General features: G+C 72.4%; 15 protein-coding genes and 1 pseudogene. 7 read left to right on the forward strand and 9 right to left on the reverse strand.

Annotation, left to right across the window (positions count from 1 at the left end):
* Positions 1-19: 19 nt before the first annotated feature.
* Together OG906_RS07180 and OG906_RS07185 are read right to left on the reverse strand one after the other, a co-directional pair.
* Positions 20-1723, reverse strand: coding sequence for a glycoside hydrolase family 71 protein (locus OG906_RS07180; protein WP_329441036.1), 1704 nt, complete (start codon positions 1721-1723; stop codon positions 20-22).
* A 416-nt stretch (positions 1724-2139) separates the two neighbouring features.
* Positions 2140-3066 (reverse strand): annotated as a pseudogene (locus OG906_RS07185) (cation diffusion facilitator family transporter).
* 227 nt (positions 3067-3293) lie between these two features.
* Between OG906_RS07185 and OG906_RS07190 the strand changes: the two are divergent.
* The 3 genes from OG906_RS07190 (at position 3294) to OG906_RS07200 (ending at position 6343) form a co-directional block, all read left to right on the forward strand.
* On the forward strand, positions 3294-3713 hold the full coding sequence (locus OG906_RS07190) for a hypothetical protein (RefSeq protein WP_267799694.1): 420 nt from the start codon (positions 3294-3296) through the stop codon (positions 3711-3713).
* Positions 3714-3962: 249 nt separating this feature from the next.
* Positions 3963-5375, forward strand: a complete 1413-nt coding sequence (locus OG906_RS07195; RefSeq protein WP_329441039.1) for a sulfatase family protein — start codon at positions 3963-3965, stop codon at positions 5373-5375.
* Between the two features lie 35 nt (positions 5376-5410).
* Positions 5411-6343 (forward strand): formylglycine-generating enzyme family protein, encoded by a 933-nt coding sequence (locus OG906_RS07200; RefSeq protein WP_392897555.1) that lies wholly within the window; start codon positions 5411-5413, stop codon positions 6341-6343.
* Between the two features lie 51 nt (positions 6344-6394).
* Here the strand turns inward: OG906_RS07200 and OG906_RS07205 are convergent, their stop codons facing one another.
* From OG906_RS07205 to OG906_RS07220, 4 genes are all read right to left on the reverse strand, one after another.
* Positions 6395-7204: a hypothetical protein gene (locus OG906_RS07205; RefSeq protein ID WP_329441042.1), complete on the reverse strand. Its 810-nt coding sequence runs from the start codon at positions 7202-7204 to the stop codon at positions 6395-6397.
* 62 nt (positions 7205-7266) lie between these two features.
* Complete coding sequence (locus OG906_RS07210) at positions 7267-7815, reverse strand: GNAT family N-acetyltransferase (RefSeq protein WP_329441044.1); 549 nt, start codon at positions 7813-7815, stop codon at positions 7267-7269.
* A 123-nt stretch (positions 7816-7938) separates the two neighbouring features.
* On the reverse strand, positions 7939-10158 hold the full coding sequence (locus OG906_RS07215) for an NADP-dependent isocitrate dehydrogenase (protein ID WP_329441045.1): 2220 nt from the start codon (positions 10156-10158) through the stop codon (positions 7939-7941).
* Between the two features lie 225 nt (positions 10159-10383).
* Positions 10384-11229, reverse strand: coding sequence for a chitosanase (locus OG906_RS07220; RefSeq protein ID WP_443067361.1), 846 nt, complete (start codon positions 11227-11229; stop codon positions 10384-10386).
* Positions 11230-11521: 292 nt separating this feature from the next.
* Here OG906_RS07220 and sigK point away from each other — a divergent pair, with 292 nt between their 5' ends.
* Together sigK and OG906_RS07230 are read left to right on the forward strand one after the other, a co-directional pair.
* On the forward strand, positions 11522-12046 hold the full coding sequence (gene sigK / locus OG906_RS07225) for an ECF RNA polymerase sigma factor SigK (protein ID WP_385638250.1): 525 nt from the start codon (positions 11522-11524) through the stop codon (positions 12044-12046).
* Positions 12043-12762 carry an anti-sigma factor gene (locus tag OG906_RS07230; RefSeq protein ID WP_329441049.1) on the forward strand — a complete coding sequence of 240 codons (720 nt, stop codon included), beginning with the start codon at positions 12043-12045 and terminating at the stop codon, positions 12760-12762. The genes sigK and OG906_RS07230 overlap by 4 nt, the downstream gene beginning before the upstream one ends.
* 297 nt (positions 12763-13059) lie before the next feature.
* Here the strand turns inward: OG906_RS07230 and corA are convergent, their stop codons facing one another.
* Positions 13060-14142: a magnesium/cobalt transporter CorA gene (corA, locus tag OG906_RS07235; RefSeq protein WP_329447953.1), complete on the reverse strand. Its 1083-nt coding sequence runs from the start codon at positions 14140-14142 to the stop codon at positions 13060-13062.
* A 175-nt stretch (positions 14143-14317) separates the two neighbouring features.
* Between corA and OG906_RS07240 the strand changes: the two genes are divergently transcribed.
* Entirely contained in the window at positions 14318-14752 is a 435-nt protein-coding gene (locus OG906_RS07240) for a BlaI/MecI/CopY family transcriptional regulator (RefSeq protein WP_329441051.1), read from the forward strand.
* A 14-nt stretch (positions 14753-14766) separates the two neighbouring features.
* A complete protein-coding gene (locus OG906_RS07245) occupies positions 14767-15699 on the forward strand; it encodes a M56 family metallopeptidase (RefSeq protein ID WP_329441053.1) in 933 nt (310 codons plus the stop codon).
* Between the two features lie 43 nt (positions 15700-15742).
* Here OG906_RS07245 and OG906_RS07250 read toward each other — a convergent pair whose 3' ends face one another.
* Complete coding sequence (locus OG906_RS07250) at positions 15743-16198, reverse strand: tellurite resistance TerB family protein (RefSeq protein ID WP_329441055.1); 456 nt, start codon at positions 16196-16198, stop codon at positions 15743-15745.
* Positions 16199-16339: 141 nt separating this feature from the next.
* Positions 16340-16732 carry a TOBE domain-containing protein gene (locus OG906_RS07255; protein ID WP_329441058.1) on the reverse strand — a complete coding sequence of 131 codons (393 nt, stop codon included), beginning with the start codon at positions 16730-16732 and terminating at the stop codon, positions 16340-16342.
* Positions 16733-16747 lie beyond the last annotated feature (15 nt).

Genomic DNA, 16747 nt, shown 5'->3' on the forward strand with positions numbered 1-16747 from the left:
GGCCGCCCCCGCCGCCGGGCTACTCCCGGCCGCTGGTCGCCGCGTAGTACTGGAGGTCCTGGACCTCCACCCTGCGGTCCGCCGGGTAGGGGAGCTCGACCTCCGTCACGGTCCGGCCGTCCCGCACCACCTCCGCCGAGCTGACGCCCGTCTTCAGCGGCAGCAGTTCGGTGTGGAGCCCGGCCGGGGCCTCGTGGGTGTCCTTGGCGGCGCCGACGGCCGTACGGATCCTCGCCGACCCCGTCAGGAAGCTCAGCACCTCCACGGTGTCCCGGGGGGCCGCGCTGCCCCTGCGCAGCGACATGACCAGCGACTGGTCACCGGTCGGGTCGGCGGCGGCGAACTGGGTGCGGGCCGTGAGGTACAGGGTGTCGCGGACGATCCGCGGCCAGTCGCCCGTCTTGAAGCGGGTCAGGTAGTACGAGGTGAGGTCCAGGTAGGCGTACCCGTTGTGCAGGGACGGGGCGAACTGGCTGCCCTCGGAGTAGTCGTTCCAGGTGGTCAGCTGCACCCAGTCGGCGCCGTCGTCGATGGCGTGCGTCCACGTGGACCGGAGGGTGGCGGTGTTGCCGGCCTCGTCGTAGATGCCCTGGTTGGGGCGGGCGTCCTGGACGGAGACGGGCTGCATCCAGATCTTGCCCATCTCGTGGGCCCGTCGCACGTCGCGCGTCGAGCTCTCCTGGCCGACGTAACTGCGGCTGCCCCACTCGGAGAAGCCGTGGCTGATCGGTGCGAAGGCCGCGCCGTTGGCGCCGAAGTCGAGGAAGAGGGGGACGAAGGCGGTGCGGATGCCGTGCTCGGACTTCAGGTTGTCGATCACCCGGGTCCACCAGGCCACGTTCTTGGCCTCGGCCTTGAAGGGCGACACGACGAGCCGTCCGTCGCCGAGCCGGTGGGCGGCGGGGCTCTTGCCGAGGGCGGCGATGGCGTCGGCGAGTACGCCCGGGTCGTCGGTCTTCAGCGAGGTCATGTCCGGCATCAGCATGATCTTGAAGTCGGGGTCGACCGAACGGGCGGCCTCCATCAGGAGGTTGGAGCGCTCCCAGTTCTTGCCGGAGAGGGAGAGCATGTCGAGGGTGAACCCGTCGATGCCGGCGGCGCGGGCGGTGCGCACCTCCTGCTGGAGGTTGGCGTACTCCCAGTTGCCGCCCTTGGGCTGGACGGGCAGCGGGCGGTCGCGCAGCAGGCCGCCGTACCGCTCGTGCTTGCCGCTCTCCCCTTCGGGTTCGAGGTAGTTGCGGGTGTAGTAGTCCACGTCCGCGCTCGCGTTGTCGAGGGACAGCGGGTACGGGGTGAAGTAGTGGGCGAACACCAGCTTCTTGCCGGCGGAGCCCGAGCGCAGCGCGGCCGGTCGGGGCATGTCGAAGGGCAGGGCGCCCGCAGGGCGGACGCCCCCGGTGTCCACCTGTCCGCGCGGGGTCGCCGGTTCGGACGCCTCGGGGGATCCGCTCGGGCTCGGGGTGGCCTCGGGCGTGCGGGAGGCCTCGGACGAGGGATCGCCACCGGGGGCGAGGGTCCAGGGCGCGTCGATCTCGGGCGTCGCGCGGTTCTGGTGGGCGTCGGCGGTGAAGGGGTCCCAGGCGACGCCCGTCGCGGCGCAGACGCCGACGAGCAGGAAGGCCGACATCAGGAACGCCAGCAGGGGTCTGCGCCCCCGGAAGCGGGGACGGCGTCGGTGCGACGCGGGTCGTGCCTCCCGCTCTGCCCGCCGGTCCGCTCTCATGTGTGCCCCTCCCCGGAATATGCCCCGGCTGCGGGGCTGCACAGCAGTAGAGCCGATTCCCGGCTGCCAAACAACCGTTCCCCCGGAGCCGGGGCCCGGCACGTACGTCACGGGGACCACGGGAACTACGCCGACCGCTTTGCCTTGGCCAACACGGCTTCCGCCGCAGGGCCCTTGGCGCACCGCGGTCCCGGTCGGGTCCCGTGGCCGCGCGGACGCGTCCGCAACGTTCCGCGCCGGCCCGCGGGCCCGCGGGCGGGCCCCGGGACGGCGGGCGCGGGCGTTCCCCACCTGGGGGCTTGGCGCGCCGCGTTCGGCCCGCCGGGCCTCCCGCCGCGTGCGTCGTCTACGGGCCCTCCGTCATCCGGCCGACGCGCGTCACCCACGCCGTGGACCGCTCCGGGGGTGGGCGAGGGTCAGCCGTGCAGGGCGGACCCGTCCTCCGCGTGGCCCTCGGGCTCCAACTGGAGGGTCGAGTGGGCGATGTCGAAATGGTCGCCGACACATGCCTGCAAGCGGGTGAGGAGACGCCCGTGGTCCTCGCCGCGCAGGGTCGCCGGGTCGACGACGACGTGGGCGGTCAGCACCGGCATGCCGGAGGTCACGGTCCAGGCGTGCAGGTCGTGCACGGCCAGTACGCCCGGCTCGCGCAGGAGGTGATCGCGCACCTCGGCGAGGTCCGTGTCCTGCGGGGTGGCCTCCAACAGCACGTGCGCCGCGTCGCGGAGCAGTCCCCAGGCGCGCGGGACGATCATCACCCCGATGACGAGGGAGGCGATCGGGTCGGCGGCCTGCCATCCGGTGAACAGGATGACCAGACCTCCGATGATCACGGCGATCGAGCCGAGGGCGTCGCCCAGCACCTCCAGGTAGGCGCCCCGCAGGTTCAGGCTGTGATCCTTGGCGTCGCGCAGCAGCCACAGGCCCACCCCGTTGGCGGCGAGGCCCACGGCGGCGACGGCGAACATCAGCCCGCCCTCGACCTCGACCGGCTCGCGGAGGCGACCGATCGCGGAGTACACGACCCAGACGAAGATCCCGAGGAGGAGCAGGGCGTTCAGTACGGCCGAGAAGATCTCCACGCGGTAGAACCCGAAGGTGCGGCGCGGGGTGGGGGCCCGTTAGGCGAGGGTGATCGCGCCGAGCGCGAGGCAGACGCCGACGGCGTCGGTGAGGCTGTGGGCGGCGTCCGCGAGCAGGGCGAGGCTCCCGGACAGCAGGGAGCCGACCACTTGGAGGACGGTGATGGAGACGCTGATGGCGATGGTCCACAGCAGGCGTGGGCGGTAGGTCCCGCTGAGGGTGCCGGCGGCGGCCGGGGGTGCACCGTGGTCATGGCCCATGATCGCCATCCGACCACACGCCCCCGTGGGCCGCCGCCCGGCGCGGACCGGGCCCGGCAAGCCGTGCAAGCCATTCGGCGGAATAAGACATTCCCCTGGTCTTGCCATGAAACTGGCGCATAATCATCGGCATGCGGCCTGAAGCACGCCTCTTGCCGCGCCTGGTCACGCATGCAATGGGGGGCATCGTGCCGATGGGGGAATCTCGACCGTCCGGAACACTGCCGATGACATCGACGGAACTGTCATGGCTGCTCACCGCCGTCCGGCGGGGCCGGGTGCTGACCGTGACCGGCCGGTTCCGCGCGCCGCGCAGCCTGTTGGTGCGCGACGTCGCACGGCGGCTCGCGTCCAACTTCTGCGACGGGGTGGCCGTGGTCACCGTGGCCGAGGCCGGTGGCGTCCGGGAGCTGGTGGCCGCACTGGGCTGTGTACCCGGCATGCCCTTCCTGCCCTACGGCACGCGCGACGCCGCCTCCTGGCTCGCGGAGCGGGACATGCTCCTCGTCCTGGACGGCGTCGACCACCTGACGGCCGACACCCTGCGCTGGCTGCGCGAGCTGCTCGCCGTCGCGCCCGGCCTGCGGATCCTGGCCGCCGGACGCCACCCGCTGGCCGTCGGAGAGGGCCGGGTCCACCGCCTCTGAGGCCGTACGCACACGGCGGGGCCTCGACGGGGCGGCACCGGGCCGTGACGCGCGCGGCACGGCGCCGCCATGTCCGCGCCACAGTGGCCATGTTCGCGCCACAGCACTGCCACAGCACTGCCATGCGGCCGACATTGAGTCGCGGCTGCCCGAATTCTAGGGTCTGACCTGCGGGTTCGGCGGGCCGTGAGGTCCGGTGCGAGCCCCGCGTACGTACGTCACCTTCCCCCGCACGTACAGGAGACCCTCGTGAGCGAGCAGCACACCACCAGCGGGCCCCGGAACTCCGCCGTCGGCAGACGCGGCTTCCTCGCCGGCGCTGCGGCCGTGGCCGCCACCGCAGCCACCCCGGCCCTCGCCCGGGACGCGGCGGCCGCGCCGGCGGCGCGCCCCAACATCCTGCTCATCGTCACCGACGACCAGCCCAAGCAGACCGACTGGGCCATACCGAAGACCATCGAATGGCTCGGGGGCCACGGCGTCACCTTCACCCACGGGCACGCGGCGACCCCGCTGTGCGCGCCGTCCCGGTCCTCGATCTTCTCCGGACGGCACGCGCACCACCACGGCGTGCGCAACAACTCCGCCTCGTACAGCCTCGACCAGACGACCACCGTGCAGCGCCACCTCAAGCAGGCCGGCTACCGCACGGGGCTGTTCGGCAAGTACCTCAACGCCTGGACCCTGGCGGACAATCCGCCGCACTTCGAGGAGTTCGCCCTCCTCCAGCCCGGCTACAACGACGCCCGCTGGAACGTGGACGGCACCGTCCAACAGCTCCCCGGCTACACCACCAACATCGTCAAGAACCGGACACTGGCCTTCCTCGACAAGTCGACCACCGACAGCCGGCCCTGGTTCGCGTACGTCACCCCGTACGCCTCGCACGCGCCGAACACCCCCGCGCCGAAGTACACCGAAACGCCCGTCCCCGCCTGGAACGGCCGTCCCTCGGTCCCGGAGGACGACCGCTCCGACAAGCCGGCCTACATCCGCAACGCGACATCCACCCTCGACGACGCCCGCGAGACCCGCAAGCGCCAACTGCGCAGCCTGCTCTCGGTGGACGACGCGGTGCAGGCCATCCACGACAAGCTCTTCGCGCTGGGCCAGTTGGAGAACACGCTCGTCATCTTCACCGGGGACAACGGCTACACCTGGGCGGACCACGGCTGGACCAAGAAGTCGGTGCCCTACTCCCCCGCCCACGAGGTCCCCTTCTACCTGTCCTGGCCCGCCGGCGGTCTCGGCGGCGGCACCACGGACCACCGCATCGTCGCGAACATCGACATCGCGCCGACGATCCTGGACGCCGCGGGCCTCGCACGGCCCGCCGGTCAGGACGGGCGGTCCCTGCTCGGCTCCGAGTCCCGGGACCACCTGCTGGTCCAGTGGTGGAAGAAGGGCACCGGCGGCGAGGGGCCTAAGTCCTGGGCCTCGTACGTGGCCAAGGACAAGCAATATACGGAGTACTACGACCTGTACACCGACGCGACGGGCGCCGTGTCCGGCACCGGACAGGTCACCTTCCGGGAGTACTACGACCTGGCCGCCGACCCGTACCAGCTGAAGAACCTGCTGTACCAGGCCACACCCGCACAGGAGCAGGCCCTCGGCGTCCCGGCGCTGGCGGCGCGGCTGGCCGCCGACCGCGCCGGCTGATCCCCCGACCCGCCCGTACCGCCCACCCAGGAGTGATGCCCGTGCCGACCGAGTCCTGCTGCACCCCCGGCCGCGAACCGGCCTCCGCCGTGATCACGCTCGGGCCGCCGCCGCCCGCGCGGCCGGTCGACCCGGCGGCGCGGCGGGCCGCCCGCGATCTGGTGGAGCTGGCGGGCGGCCGGTTCCTGATGGGCACCGAGGACCCGGACGGCTTCCCGGCGGACGGCGAGGGGCCGGTACGGGAGGCGGTGGTCGGGGCGTTCCGCATCGCCCCGACCACCGTCACCAACGCCCGGTTCGCCTCGTTCGTGAAGGCCACCGGGCACGTCACGGAGGCGGAGTCCTTCGGGTTCAGCTTCGTCTTCGCCGGGTTCCTCGCGCCCGGACTCGCCGCGCGCTCACCGGCGGTGGCCGGCACCCCGTGGTGGCGGGCGGTCGACGGCGCGGACTGGCGGCGCCCCGAGGGACCGGGGTCCTCGTTCGCCGCGCGGCAGGACCACCCGGTGGTGCACGTGTCGTGGAACGACGCCCAGGCCTACTGCGCCTGGTCCGGCACCCGGCTTCCCACGGAGCCCGAGTGGGAGTTCGCGGCGCGCGGCGGCTTGGAGGGGAAGCGGTACCCCTGGGGTGATGAACTGCGCCCCGACGGACGGTACATGTGCAACATCTGGAACGGCGACTTCCCCCGGCACAACACGCGTGCGGACGGCTACGCGGGCACGGCCCCCGCGAAGTCCTTCCGCCCCAACGGGCACGGGCTGTACAACACGGTCGGCAACGTCTGGGAGTGGTCCGCGGACCGTTTCGCGGCGACCGGCCCGGAGCGCGCGATGCGCGGCGGCTCGCACATGTGCCACGACTCGTACTGCAACCGCTACCGCGTCGCCGCCCGCACCCGCAACACCCCGGACAGCTCCGCGGGCAACATCGGCTTCCGCGTGGCGGCCGACGTCCGCACCGGAATCTAGTGCCGGGCGCCGTGACACGGTGAACCTTTCCGGTCACGGCACCGGCGCCGGTCAGATCCGGCGGATCCGGCCCCACAGCCTCGACGCGGGCACCGAGGAGCGCGCCGACGCCGGTCGGCGGGAGCGGAGTTGGGACCAGACGGCGTCCGGGCAGCGTCCCTGCGGCCGGGACGCGAGGAACTTCCGGTAGGGGACGACCCGGGGCTCGTGGCCGATCTCCACCCAGTGGGGGCGGCCGGAGACCTCGTCCCAGCCGTCGTTGGGGAGCCGGACGTGGTCGCGCCGGCCGTCCTTGTCCTTGGTGGTGATCTGCGCGACCTCGGCGCGGCCGAGCCCGGCGGCGAGCACCACGCAGTAGTGCCGCAGGTGCCGCGACGGGTCCTCCCGCAGCGGCACCATGGCCAACCAGATCTCCCCGGCCCGGGGGCGTGCCCCGCGCGTGCGGTCCCAGCGGCGCACGCCGAGGTACACGGCGAGGGCGGCCAGCCCGGCGGCGCCGCTCGTCAGGGCGCCGCGTGCGTTCCACGATTCGATGTCCTCCACCCGGTGCCCGGTGTAGAGCACCGCGCCCGCGACGACGGCGAGGAGGAGGGCCGCCCGGGCCAGGAACCGCCACCACACGAAGCCGGCGGTACCCCGACCGGCGAGGGCCGTGACGGCGAGCGCGACCACGACGGGTATGCCGTACAGGATCGCCCAGGCCCCGGGGCCCTCCACGCGTACCGGCGGGTCCTGCCGGGCCATGAGGTCGGGGATCAGCACCGGTGTGGCGAGCAGCCCTCCGACGATGACCACCAGGTTGAGCAGCAGATATCCCACGCACCCGATTCCGGCGCAGGACGTGTCGTCTCGACGAGCCACCAGTTCTCCCCCCAGCTCACCGGCGGCAGGCTAACGCACCCGGCGGGCTCCTGTGGGGCGAATCAGCTGTCCCGGGAGGGGCGTTGCCACTCGTCGGCGGGCAGTCCGAGGATCACCTCGTCGACGAAGGACCCGTACACCCACGCGGAGCGCCGCAGGGTGCCCTCGACCTGGAAGCCCGCGCTCTGTGCGGCCCGGATCATGGCCGGGTTGTCGGCGAGGGTCTCCAACTGGAGCCGGTGCAGACCGCGCACGGTGAACCCGTAGTGGCACAGGAGCTGTACGGTGTCCGCGCCGATCCCGCGGCCGCGGGCGCCGGGCAGGAGGGACATCCCGAGGTGGGCGCCCCGGTTGTGGAGGTCGATGCCCCACAGCAGGCCCTCGCCGGCGAGTTCGCCGGTGGCCAGGTCGACGACGGAGAAGGCGGCCTTGCCGTCGTCGGAGGGCCCGTCGGGTTCGTAGAGGGAGTGGCCGCTCGCCAGGGTCAGTGGGCGCCAGGGGCGCGAGTCCGACCGGGCGTGGTTCGGGACGTCGTCGTAGAGTCCGGCGTGCAGGATCGCCACGTCGTCGGGGTGGCGGGCGCGCAGCCCGGCCAGCTGTCCAGTGATCACCCCGTATTACTAGCCGCGGGCCGGCCCCCTTCACAACCGGAATACGGCCGGCGGGCGCCCCGGACGCGCCGACGCCCCGGCCGGGAGGTCCCGGTCGGGGCGTCGGCGGACACGCGGTGGGCGTCAGCCCAGGATCGCGAGCGCCTGGTTCAGGGTCTCGGACGGGCGCATGATCTTCGAGGCCTTGGCGGCGTCGGGCTGGTAGTACCCGCCGATGTCCACCGGCGAGCCCTGCACCGCGATGAGCTCGGAGACGATGGTCTCCTCCTGCTCGCCCAGCGTCTTGGCGAGGGCCTCGAACGCGGTCGCGAGCTCGGCGTCGTCGGTCTGCTTGGCCAGCTCCTGCGCCCAGTACAGGGCGAGGTAGAAGTGGCTGCCGCGGTTGTCGATGCCGCCCAGCTTGCGGCTCGGCGACTTGTCCTCGTTGAGGAAGGTGCCGGTCGCGCGGTCCAGGGTGTCGGCCAGCACCTGGGCGCGGGCGTTGCCGGTGGTGGTCGCGAGGTGCTCGAAGGAGACGGCCAGCGCGAGGAACTCCCCGAGGGAGTCCCAGCGCAGGTAGTTCTCCTTGACGAGCTGCTGCACGTGCTTCGGGGCGGAGCCGCCGGCGCCGGTCTCGAAGAGGCCGCCGCCGTTCATCAGCGGGACGACCGACAGCATCTTGGCGCTGGTGCCCAGCTCCAGGATCGGGAAGAGGTCGGTCAGGTAGTCGCGCAGCACGTTGCCGGTGACCGAGATGGTGTCCTCGCCGCGGCGGATGCGCTCCAGGGAGAAGGCGGTGGCCTCGACCGGGGAGAGGATCTTGATGGTCAGACCCTCGGTGTCGTGGTCGGCGAGGTACGTCTTGACCTTGGCGATCAGCTGCGCGTCGTGCGCGCGGCCCTCGTCCAGCCAGAAGACGGCCGGGTCGCCGGTGGCGCGGGCGCGGGTGACGGCGAGCTTGACCCAGTCCTGGATCGGCGCGTCCTTGGTCTGGCAGGCGCGGAAGACGTCGCCCTTGGCGACCTTCTGCTCCAGGACCACGTTGCCCTCGGCGTCGACGAGGCGGACGGTGCCCGCGGCGGCGATCTCGAAGGTCTTGTCGTGGCTGCCGTACTCCTCGGCCTTCTGGGCCATGAGGCCGACGTTCGGCACCGAGCCCATCGTGGAGGGGTCGAAGGCGCCGTGCGCGCGGCAGTCGTCGATGACGGCCTGGTAGACACCGGCGTAGCTGCTGTCCGGGAGGACGGCGAGGGTGTCGGCCTCGGCGCCGTCGGGGCCCCACATGTGACCGGAGGTGCGGATCATCGCCGGCATGGAGGCGTCGACGATCACGTCGGAGGGGACGTGCAGGTTGGTGATGCCCTTGTCCGAGTCGACCATGGCGAGGGCGGGGCCCTCGGCGAGCTCGGCGTCGAACGAGGCCTTGATGGCGGCGGCGTCGGGCAGCGCGCCCAGGCCGTTCAGGATGGTGCCGAGGCCGTCGTTGGGGGACAGACCGGCGGCGGCCAGGGTCTCGCCGTGGCGGGCGAAGGTCTTCGGGAAGAAGGCGCGGACCACGTGGCCGAAGACGATGGGGTCGGAGACCTTCATCATCGTGGCCTTGAGGTGGACGGAGAACAGCACGTCCTCGGTCTTGGCGCGCTCGATCTGGGCGTTCAGGAAGGTGCGCAGCGCGTCGACGTGCATGACGGACGCGTCCACGACCTCACCGGCGAGGACCGGTACGGACTCGCGCAGGACGGTGGTGGTGCCGTCGGCGGCCACGTGCTCGATGCGGAGCGTGCCGGCCTCGGTGATCACGGTGGACTTCTCGGTGGAGCGGAAGTCGTCGGCGCCCATGGTGGCGACGTTCGTCTTCGACTCGGAGGTCCAGGCGCCCATGCGGTGGGGGTGGGCCTTGGCGTAGTTCTTGACCGAGGCGGGGGCGCGGCGGTCGGAGTTGCCCTCGCGCAGGACCGGGTTGACGGCGCTGCCCTTGATCTTGTCGTAGCGGGCGCGGATCTCGCGCTCCTCGTCGCTCTTCGGGTCGTCCGGGTAGTCCGGGAGCGCGTAGCCCTGGCCCTGGAGCTCGGCGACCGCGGCCTTGAGCTGCGGGATCGAGGCCGACACGTTGGGCAGCTTGATGATGTTGGCGCCCGGGGTCTTCGCCAGTTCGCCCAGCTCGGCGAGGGCGTCCGCGATGCGCTGGCCCTCTTCCAGGTGCTCGGGGAAGCTGGCGATGATCCGACCGGCCAGGGAGATGTCACGGGTCTCGACATTCACACCGGCCGTCGACGCGTATGCCTGGATCACAGGCAGGAAGGAATACGTCGCGAGGGCCGGGGCCTCGTCAGTGTGCGTGTAGATGATGGTCGAGTCAGTCACCGGATGCTCCGCTCCACAGTCTGCGTCTCTCGTCTGCAACATTGCTCGACATCAAGATATCTCGTGATCGGACCGGTCTGGACAGCCCCCTGCCGGAACCCGGGGGAGACACGCGTCACCCGGCGCCGCCCGCCCGGCCGACGCGGCCGCGGCCCGGGACGGGGAGGGACCGTCCCGGGCCGCGGATGCGGGCGCCGGAGGGGGGCGCGGGGTGCGTGGGGCGGGTCAGCCGATGTGGAAGGGGTCTCCGTAGACCTTCCAGTCGAGCGGGGTGTCGAGGTTCAGGTTCCCCTTCTTCAGCCACACCCGCTGGGCGGTGTCGACGCGGCTGGTGTCGCTGTGGGCCTCCTCCTGCTTCATCGCCCAGACGCGGGCGTCGAGGAAGGCGTTCAGCCAGGTGGTCTCGTTGCCGCCCTGGGCCGGGGGCTTGGCCTTGGTCAGGGCGCGCTTGCGGATGTTGCGGAAGCTGGTGGAGTCGCTTCCGTCGCCGTGCATGACGATGGCGTCGTAGTAGGCGAACTGGCCGAGGGTGCCGACGCCGTCGGTCTTGCCCTGCTTGACGGCGGGGTTGAAGTAGACCCGGTCGCGCTCGTGGTCCTGGGCCTTCTTGAACTCCGTGTCCTGGGCGGCCTTGGCCCAGTCCTTGGTGAAGTTCGGGTCGAGGCCGGCGTGCGAGTCGCTGCCGTCGACCTTGCGCAGCGCCGGGAGGTACTTCGCGAGCACGTTGCCCGGCCTGACCTGTGTGTAGTACTCGACGAGGTCCAGCATGTCGCCGGTGCCGGAACAGAACCCGATGATCCCGGCGGTGTAGCCGCGGCCGTCGTCGATGTCCTCTATGTACTTGTACTGCGCCTTCCAGTCCAGCGAGGAGTTCTCCGCGCTGGAGACGATCTGCATGGCGATGTCCTTCTTCGCCGGGTCGTCGAGTCCGGTCGCGGCCGCCGCGGTGGAGGCGGCGGGTGCGGTGGCCGGGGCCGCCGTGGCGTGGGCCGCGACGGGCGCGGCGAGCAGGGCGGCGCCGAGCAGGGCGCCGAGCGCGACGGTCCTGTTCTTGCGTTGGGGGGTGAACACAAGGCCTCCATGCGGTGGTTGAGGCTTCCCGATTCGGTTAGGAAACTTTCCTACCAGATATTCGAGGCGCGGAGAACCCTTGTTGTCAGTTCCGGAGCAAACCAATCCATGGCGGCTCCGGCTACGAAACCCTCCATGTGTCACCCCTGTCAGCAGTCGCCGCTCCCGAAGGAACCCCTGCCATGACCAGTACTCGAAACGGCCGGCTCCTCGGGCGAAAGGGGCTCTCGTGCGGCAACCGGTGACCTTCGGCGCGGCCTGGGAGAAGCCCGGCCCCGACCTGCCCGCCCTCATGGACCAGATCGCCCGCGGCGATCAGGACGCCTTCGCCGCGCTCTACGACGTGGTCGCGGGTCCCGTCTACGGCATCGTCGTCAAGGTCCTGCGGGACCGGGCGCAGTCCGAGGAAGTGGCCCAGGAGGTGCTGATCGACGTCTGGCGGCAGGCCGCGCGCTACCGCTCCGACAAGGGCAGCGTCATGACCTGGGTGATGACGATCGCGCACCGGCGCGCGGTGGACCGGGTCCGCTCCGCGCAGGCGGCGGCGGCCCGGGAGCAGGACAACGCGGCGCGGGAGCACACCCGCCCCTACGACGAGGTGAGCGAGCAGGTGGAGGTCCGGCTGGAGAGCGAGCAGGTACGCCGCTGCGTGCGCGGCCTCACCGAACTCCAGCGGCAGGCCGTCAGCCTCGCCTACTACGGGGGGCTGACGTACCGCGAGGTCGCGGAGACCCTCGGCACCCCGCTGCCCACGGTCAAGACACGGTTGCGCGACGGCCTGATCCGCCTGCGCGACTGCATGGGGGTCAACGTATGAGCACCGGGACCGACCACACGCACGCCCTTGCCGGCGCCTACGCCCTGAACGCCCTGGACTCCGAGGAACGGACCGCCTTCGAGCACCACCTGGCCCGGTGCGCGCTGTGCCCGCAGGACGTACGGGAGTTCACGGCGACGGCGGCCCGGCTCGGCTCGGCGACCGCCCTGCCCCCGCCGCCCGCCATGCGCGCGCACGTACTGGACCGGATCGACACGGTGCGGCAACTGCCCCCGGCCCGTCGCGGCATCCCGAGCCTGCGCAGGCGCGCCCTGCCGCTGGCCCTCGCGGCCTGTCTGGCCGGGGCGCTCGCCCTGGGCGGCACGGCGGTGTGGCAGCGGGACCAGGCCGTGCAGGCCGGCCGGGAGCTGCGCGAACTCCAGGACCTGACGGACGTGATCACCGCTCCGGACGCCCGGACGGTGGTGGGTCGCACCGCGTCCGGCGCGAAGGGCACGGTGGTGGTGAGCACGGCGCGGAACCGGGCCGCGTTCGTCGGCTCCGGGATGGCGCCCGCACCGGCGGGCAAGACGTACCAACTGTGGTTCGCGGACGGTCCGGGGATGCGACCGGCGGGCCTGGTCGGCGGTGACGGAAGCACCCTGATGACCGGGCCGGTCGGCCGGGCCACCGCGGTGGGGGTCACCCTGGAGCCGGCGGGCGGATCGCCCCGGCCGACGTCCGATCCGGTGATGCTGATGAGTCTGGCCGGTTGAGGTCGGGCGCGCGGCCGGCCGGTTCGGATCATCGACCAGGCCGCACGCCTTCGACCGGCGGCTCTTCCGTGTCGGGCACCAGTCGCGGCGACCCCGCCCGGCTTGGTTGACTGGCCGGACACCACGGGTCCGGCGCGGTGTCTGCGGCTCTTTCGCCGCGCCGGGTTCCGAGGGGCCGGGAGGAGTCCCCGCACGCCGATCGCGGTGTTCGGCGTGCGGGGTCCCGGCTGCGTCAACCCGTACATGGGCACGTCCCCGCCCGGGTCTCGCCGTCGTGCCGGTTCGGAGCCGGCCGGGTCAGAGCCAGCCGTTGCGCCGGAATCCGCGGTGGATCACGAAGCAGGCGATCGCCATGACCGCGACCACCATCGGATATCCGTACGTCCAGTGCAGCTCCGGCATGTGGTCGAAGTTCATGCCGTACACCCCGCAGACCATGGTCGGCACGGCGACGATCGCGGCCCAGGCCGTGATCTTGCGCATGTCCTCGTTCTGGGCCACGGTCACCTGCGCGAGGTGGGCCTGGAGGATGGAGTCGAGGAGACCGTCGTAGGCGCCGATCTGTTCGGTGGCGCGGGTGAGGTGATCGGCCACGTCGCGGAAGTACGCGCGGATGTCCGGCGGGATGAGCGGTATCGGCTCCGTGGCCAGCAGGTGCAGCGGTCGACCGACGGGCGCCACCGCCCTGCGCAGTTCGAGGAGTTCGCGCTTGAGCTGGTAGATCCGTCCGGCGTCGCCCCGACCGCCGTACTCGCTGAACACCGCGGTCTCGACGGCGTCCATGTCGTTCTGCACGGCGTCGGTGACGGCCACGTAGTCGTCGACCACGTGATCGGCGATGGCGTGCAGAACGGCCGCCGGCCCCTTGGCGAGTTGGTCCGGGGCGGCTTCCAGGGCCTCGCGGACGGGGCCGAGGGTGCCGCGGCCGCCGTGTCGGATGGTGAGGACGAAGTCCTCGCCGACGAAGGCCATCAACTCGCCGGTCTCCACGACCTCGCTGGTCGCGGTCAGCTCCTCGTGCTCGACGTAGCGAACGGTCTTGAAGACGGCGAAGAGGGTGTCGTCGTACCGCTCCACCTTGGGCCGCTGGTGGGCGTTCACGGCGTCCTCGACGGCGAGCGGGTGCAGGTCGAACAGCCCGGCGAGCCCGGTGATCTCCTCCTGGCTCGGCTCGTGCAGGCCGACCCAGACGAACCCCTCGCCGCTCTTGCGGACCCGCCGCAGTGCCTCCTCGACCTCCCCGCAATCCTCCTGGCGGAGGCCGTCGCGGTAGACGAGGCAGTTGACGACCGCGCTGCCGAGAGGGGAACGGGCCGGGTGGCTGAGGTCGACGGCCCGCCGGTAGCCGCGGCGCACGGCCCGACGCAGGTTGCTGAACATGGACAACGAGGTACTCCCCTTCGGCGGATCAGCCGCCAGTCTGCCACCGCCGCGCCGGTGCCCGACCCCGGACACCACCGCGCCGGGACACGACCGCACCCGGACCCCCGCCGCGGGGCGTCAGTACGATGGCCTCCCCCGCGACAGTCGGGACGCGGACCGGAAGGCGGACGGCATGAACGACCACGACGAGGGTGGCGCCGCCGGCCCGCACCCGTCCCGACGTCGGGCCCAGGGCCAGTTGGAGGCCCAGGTGCTGGCCGCGCTCGGCGAGTCCCCGGAGGCCGCCACCGCGGGCTGGGTGCAGGAGCGGATCGGCGGGGGCATCGCCTACACCACGGTGATCACCATCCTGACCCGCCTGCACGACAAGGGCGCCGTCGAGCGGGAGCGGTCCGGCCGGTCGTTCCGTTGGACGCCCGTCGCGGACGGCGCCGGGCTGGCCGCGCTGCGGATGCGCAAGGTCCTGGACGGGGAAGCGGACCGTAACGCGGTGCTGGCCAGTTTCGTCACCGCCCTGTCGCCCCACGACGAGCGGCTGCTGCGCGAACTGCTCGGCGGTGAGCTGCCGGGCGACGGATCGCCCGGCTCCGGCCCGGCCCGGGCGTGACGGGAGGGACACCGATGGGCCTGCTCGTCTTCCTTCCCCTGGTTCTGCCCCTGACCGCTTGGCCGCTCGCCCGGCCGGCCGCGCAGCACCTGCACCCGCGCACCGCCACCTGGCTGCTGACCGGCGCGGCCGCCGCGCTGGCCCTGTGCAGCACCCTGTGCCTGGCCCTGCTCATGGTGGTGGGCACCGCCCAACTGCCGGGCAACCCGCTGCCCGACGCCTGGTCGGACCCCGAGGTGCGCGCGGCGCTCCCCTACGACGAGGTGGCCGGCCCCGCGGCGATCCCCGCGCTGGCGGCCGTACTGGGCTGCGCCGCGGCCGGCGCGTGGCGCGATCGCCGGGTCCGGCGCGCCTGCCGGCACGCCCTCGCGGGACTGGCCGACGGGCCGGTGGCGGTGCTGCCGGCCGCCGAACCGTACGCTTACGCGCTGCCCGGCCCGGGCCGGCACGGTGGCCGCGTCGTGGTGACGACGGCGTTGCTGTCGGCACTCGACCCCGCCGAGCGGCGCGCGCTGTTCGCCCACGAGCGGGCGCACCTCGCCGGTCGTCACCACCGGTTTCAGACGGTGGTGCGGCTGGCCGCCTGCGCCAACCCCTTCCTGCGGCCGTTGCGTTCGGCCGTGTCGTACACGGCCGAACGCTGGGCGGACGAGGAAGCGGCGGCCCGGGTCGGCAACCGGCGTACGGTCGCCACGGCCATCGGCAAGGCCGCCCTGCTCACCCGCGCCACTCCCCCGGGGCTCCCCGCGGCCACGGCCGGGCCGGTGCCGCGCCGCGTGGCGGCCCTGCTGTCCCCGGCCCCGCCGGCGCCCGTCTGGCCTCCGCTGCGCACGGCGGCCGGACTGGCCACCTGGGGCGCTGCGGCGGGCACGACGGTCTCGGCGCTCTCGTCCGCGAACTCGGCGGTGACCCTGATCTGCGTCCTGAGAACCGCCACGGCCCTCTGAGCCGGCCGGCGGCACCGGGGTGTCGGAGAGGGGCGCGGGCGACTCAGAGGTCGAACTCGTGCGGGGGCAGGTCCAGCGCGAAGCAGGCCTCGCGCACCACGGCCTGCTCGGTCTTGTCGAAGTCCCCGTCGGCCCCGCCGATGACGATGCCTATCTGGATCACGGCGCGCGCCTCGGTCGGCTTCTTCTTCGCCTTGGCGATCTCCTGGAGCACGCTGACCTTGCCGAAGTCGAAGTCGGCGGTGAGCTTGGTCAGGTTCGCCTCGAACCGGCGGCGCAGGTCGTCGGCGTCGAAGTTCCGCAGCACCTCGTTGCCGGCGATCAACTGCGCCACGCGCCGCCGTTCGTCGGGATCGATGGTCCCGTCGGCGGCGGCGACCAGGGCGCACATCGCCATGCTCGCGTCGCGGAACGCGCCGCTCTTGAGGTCGTTCTTGGTTGCCACGAGCTGGGTCTGCATCGTCGATGCGGACTCCTTGATGCGGTCCCACAGGGCCATGAGAGCTCCATACGTCGGCTTGCTTCTACAACACTGTAGAAGTTACCAGGCGCCGGTGACACACCCTCACCCCCGGCGCCCCGCCGACCCGAACACCCCGACCGGCACGCCCCGACCGCACGACTCACCCCCGCCGCACGCTCAGCCCCGGTCGACGAACACGCTGGTCGACTTCACCCGGGCGACCGCCCGCGCACCGACCTCCAGTCCCAGTTCCTCCACCGCCTCCCGCGTCAGCAGGGACACGACCCGGTGCGGTCCGGCCTGGATCTCCACCTGCGCGTCGACCGTGCCGAGTTTCACGGCCGTGACGATGCCCGGGAAGGCGTTGCGGGCCGAGGTGGAAGGGGTCTCCTCGCCCTCGTCGCCCTCCTGCGCCACCTGCACGCAGAAGGCCGCCAGGTCCGGGCCCTCGACCATGCGCCGCGAGCCCTCCCGCCGCGTGGGGAAGCGTTCGGCGTCGGCCCAGCGGCGTGCCGTGTCGACGCTCACGCCGAGCAGTCGCGCGGCCTGGCCGATCGTGTAGGACTCCATGTCGACAGCGTAGGA

The sequence above is a fragment of the Streptomyces sp. NBC_01426 genome (genome assembly GCF_036231985.1).
In the GTDB taxonomy this organism is placed as follows: Bacteria; Actinomycetota; Actinomycetes; order Streptomycetales; family Streptomycetaceae; genus Streptomyces.